Raw genomic sequence first — 3,560 nt, 5'->3', positions numbered from 1 at the left:
ATTCCATAATATGAACGTCTGTCCATAACTGATGTTGAAAAATCTTTTGTCATTTTATCCTCCGAAATTTTTTATTTTTTTATTTTGTCCTTTTGATTCTTTTATATTTATGTTAAAAGTAATTTTACTTAAATAAATATCATGTCATTGATAGAGAGTCCAGGGTGCACAAGTTACTACTAATTAGTAATATTGTCAACACATATTTTCATATTTTTTATTTCATTTTAAATCCATGAAAAAACGACTATGATTTATTCATCCTTAGCCGTTTTTTTAACATGCAATTTTATTTTTCAAAAATTTTCAAAAGTCTCAAGTAATGATTTGCTTCACGAAGCGTATGGTCTCCCAATAACGGTATGATGATTGACTTAATCTTACATTCAATCAATCCCTGTGTTCCCTGTGCCTTGAAATTGCGTATTGCTTCTGTTGCTTTAAGACTTGCATCAGTAACCTGAGCTAAAGGAATTGTCCTGTCCATAGCAGCTTTTGAAGCTAAAGTCAATTCATCAAACTCACGCCCAAAATCATTTGCTGTATTGAACAATTCTTCTTCGGTAGGATCAAGAAGACCGCGAATGAATTTTGAATGTTCTGCCATTATTCTATTCCAGAACATTTCCTGTTGCGCAGCTTCCATTTCCATATTTATTACTTCTCTGTTTTGAAGTCTCTTAATCATTTGCAAGTAAAGATCAGCTTCACGCATGATGTGATCTACCATCAAAGGATATGTTGACGTAAACATTTTACATGAAAGAATATTTCTTAAAATATTTGCTTTCTTTGTTTCCCAGTCGCATCCATCTTTTAAACAGATCAAAAATGCTTGTAGCATTCCATTTTTGTCGATATCTAAAAAAGCATCGCTTATGTGTGTTTGCCCATCTTCGCCGATGAACTCCTTACCTTGTTTGTATAGCTTAATTATTGTTTTTTTATAATAAGTATTTTCCATTATTCCCATGCTTCCTGTTATGTTTTTAAAGGTGATCTTTCCCTTTTTCGTCATTTCGATAATATTAAAATGTCCGTTTTGTTCCAGCTTTTTATTTTCGATTGTAATTGTTCCAGAAGTGCCATCTTTGTAAAAAATTTTAAAAGTCTCAGTTTTCATTTCTATTCTCCTTTAAATTTTATTTGTTTGGTTCTATGGTTTTATTATACGCCTTATAAGACGTAAAGTCAAGAGCTTATGAAAAGTTTTTAAATAATTTATCCATTGACCTCAGCCCCGAACAGGTGTACTATAAAACAAACGTTCTTTGAGGTGATAAAATGAAATTAGTAAAGAAGTTTGTCGAAGTCATCGCAAAATTTGATGAAGATGGCATAACCCCGCTATCGATCCAGTGGCCCGACGGTCGGATCTTTGAAATTGACAGCATCCTGGATGTCCGGCCAGCTGCATCAATCGCAGTTGGTGGTTTGGGGGTCAGGTATAAGTGTAAAATAGCCGGCAAGGAAAGGCTGCTGTTTTATGAGGAGCCCCGATGGTTTGTGGAAGCGAAAAGCCCGGGTTAATCACCCGACAGGTTTTATCGTCTTGAATCTAAAGCTTTTTCCTTCAACAAATCACGCCACTTGATCCCATATTCCAAATTAATCTTATCGACAAGTAAATTTCGATCTTGATCGGTGATTATCTCGGCACGAAAACAAAACAAGAGAGCTCCAAGCGCCATGTCACGGATCATTTTAAGTGATTCGGCATCTTTGGCAACGTCCATTTCGCTATAGGTGTCACTTAGGTATTGGTCAAGAGCGGCGTTAAAATTTTCCATAATTCCCCCTATTATTTTATCCGAAACAAATAATTTAGTTAAATTATAGCGGCTTCTCGGTTATTTGTAAATTATTCTTTTTTATTTATTGAATTTCAATAAATGTAAGCGTATACTTTGATTATTGAGAAATATAAGGAGGGTAAATTTGTGAAGAAGAGCATTCGAAAGCTGACAATTATATCGTTATCGTTGCTGCTGGTTATTGGGTTGATCCCAACCAGTGTCATGGCTACTTCAGATCCTACAGTGAGTTACTGCACCCATGTTCAAAATGTGGGCTGGCAAGATTATGTTGGACCCGGGAAAATGAGCGGTACAGAGGGTAAATCTTACCGATTAGAGGGTATCAAGATTAACTTGGACGCTCAAGGTTACGATCTCGGCATTGAGTATCAAACTCATGTCCAAAACATCGGGTGGGAAGCGAATACCGAAAAGGGATGGTCAACATCTAATGGCTTTTCCGGTACTGAAGGATTGGGGTATAGACTCGAAGCGATCCAGATCAAGTTAACCGGAGCCGATGCCGATAAATTTAACATTTACTACAAAGTTCATGCGCAAAATGTTGGCTGGATGGGATGGGCCAAAAATGGAGAGCCAGCTGGAACGGCTGGTTATGGATATCGCTTAGAAGGAATTAAGATTGTTATTTCACCTGCAAACGAAGATCCTCCAGAGCTTGGATCAGGAACAGCTTTTAATGATGCTACTATCCCTCAATTCAAAGAGGCATATAAAAATGTTGTCTATCAGTTGTTTGTTCAGAACGGGAAAACTTATGGATACTCACAATATGCCTGCCCATATAGCTTGTTTGATATCGACAGTAATGGGATCCCTGAATTGTTCGTTAAAAAAGGGATCAGTGAAGCGAACTACGAATATGTTATTTATACATTTGAGAACGACCAGGCTAAGTTTATAGGGACGACAAACGGCGGCCATGCATCACTATTCGGGAAGACAAATGGAACCAGCGGCGAATTGCTTTTGCGAATGGCCCATATGGGATATCAGCAAATTAGCGAAATTGGATATGTAAATGGGGAGATCACAACAAACATGATCTCAAACGAAGAGCTTCCGGCCGGAGTTGATTACTTTAAAACTAGTTATCCAGTCCCATGGGCCTATGCTCGGGATACGTCTTTGCTTAACTGATTTATTGGCGAAAACGAGAAGTATAAGCAATTTTATAACGAAAATACATCAGATAACCACAAGTTTTCGATAAATCGCCCATATTTCCGTTTTAACCAGTTTTATCTTTCACAGGTAATAAGTTGACCTGATAAAACAAGATATAAAGTCATTTTCGTTGGTCATCTGGAGGTTTTATGGTATAATTCTATTAATCGTTCCAACCGGACCTCTGATCCAAGTATAAACGAGGTTGGCCATAGAAATCAGGGTCGCATTATAATTATGCGGCCTTATTTTTATGAAAAGAAAAAGGCCGGGGAAATCCCGAACCTTAATTCTTAACACACGTTCCAATATTAACATTCACATTTGAATTATTTAGTATATAATAGTAGAGTGAAATTTAAAACAGCTAATTAGGAGAAATTAAAATAGATATGAGCAAGAAAACAAGCAGTCGCAGACCTAAGATTATCAAAAGCTTTCTTATAAAAACCTTCGGATGTCAGATGAATGAAAATGACTCCGAAAAAATTTCGGGAATGTTAAAAGCCCTGGGCTACGTCGAAGAAATGGATGTCAACAAGGCCGGTCTGGTCATTCTTAACACCTGCTCGGTTC

General features: G+C 37.0%; 4 protein-coding genes and 1 pseudogene. 3 read left to right on the top strand and 2 right to left on the bottom strand.

What is annotated here, in order from left to right:
* Positions 1-289: 289 nt before the first annotated feature.
* Positions 290-1,123 carry a DUF2935 domain-containing protein gene (locus BI182_RS14470; RefSeq protein ID WP_286808921.1) on the bottom strand — a complete coding sequence of 278 codons (834 nt, stop codon included), beginning with the start codon at positions 1,121-1,123 and terminating at the stop codon, positions 290-292.
* A 161-nt stretch (positions 1,124-1,284) separates the two neighbouring features.
* Between BI182_RS14470 and BI182_RS14465 the strand changes: the two genes are divergently transcribed.
* Entirely contained in the window at positions 1,285-1,530 is a 246-nt protein-coding gene (locus BI182_RS14465) for a hypothetical protein (RefSeq protein ID WP_286808919.1), read from the top strand.
* Positions 1,531-1,544: 14 nt separating this feature from the next.
* Here the strand turns inward: BI182_RS14465 and BI182_RS14460 are convergent, their stop codons facing one another.
* The gene (locus tag BI182_RS14460) at positions 1,545-1,790 is read right to left on the bottom strand and encodes a hypothetical protein (protein ID WP_286808913.1); all 246 of its coding nucleotides are present in this window, start codon (positions 1,788-1,790) and stop codon (positions 1,545-1,547) included.
* A gap of 150 nt (positions 1,791-1,940) precedes the next feature.
* Between BI182_RS14460 and BI182_RS14455 the strand changes: the two genes are divergently transcribed.
* Positions 1,941-2,957 carry a hypothetical protein gene (locus BI182_RS14455; RefSeq protein ID WP_286808911.1) on the top strand — a complete coding sequence of 339 codons (1,017 nt, stop codon included), beginning with the start codon at positions 1,941-1,943 and terminating at the stop codon, positions 2,955-2,957.
* A gap of 419 nt (positions 2,958-3,376) precedes the next feature.
* Positions 3,377-3,560, top strand: a pseudogene (locus BI182_RS14450) (tRNA (N6-isopentenyl adenosine(37)-C2)-methylthiotransferase MiaB); the annotation flags it as partial.

The organism is Acetobacterium sp. MES1 (assembly GCF_002237635.1).
Taxonomy (GTDB): domain Bacteria; phylum Bacillota; class Clostridia; order Eubacteriales; family Eubacteriaceae; genus Acetobacterium; species Acetobacterium wieringae.
This window is presented reverse-complemented; position numbering and strand designations above follow the sequence as displayed.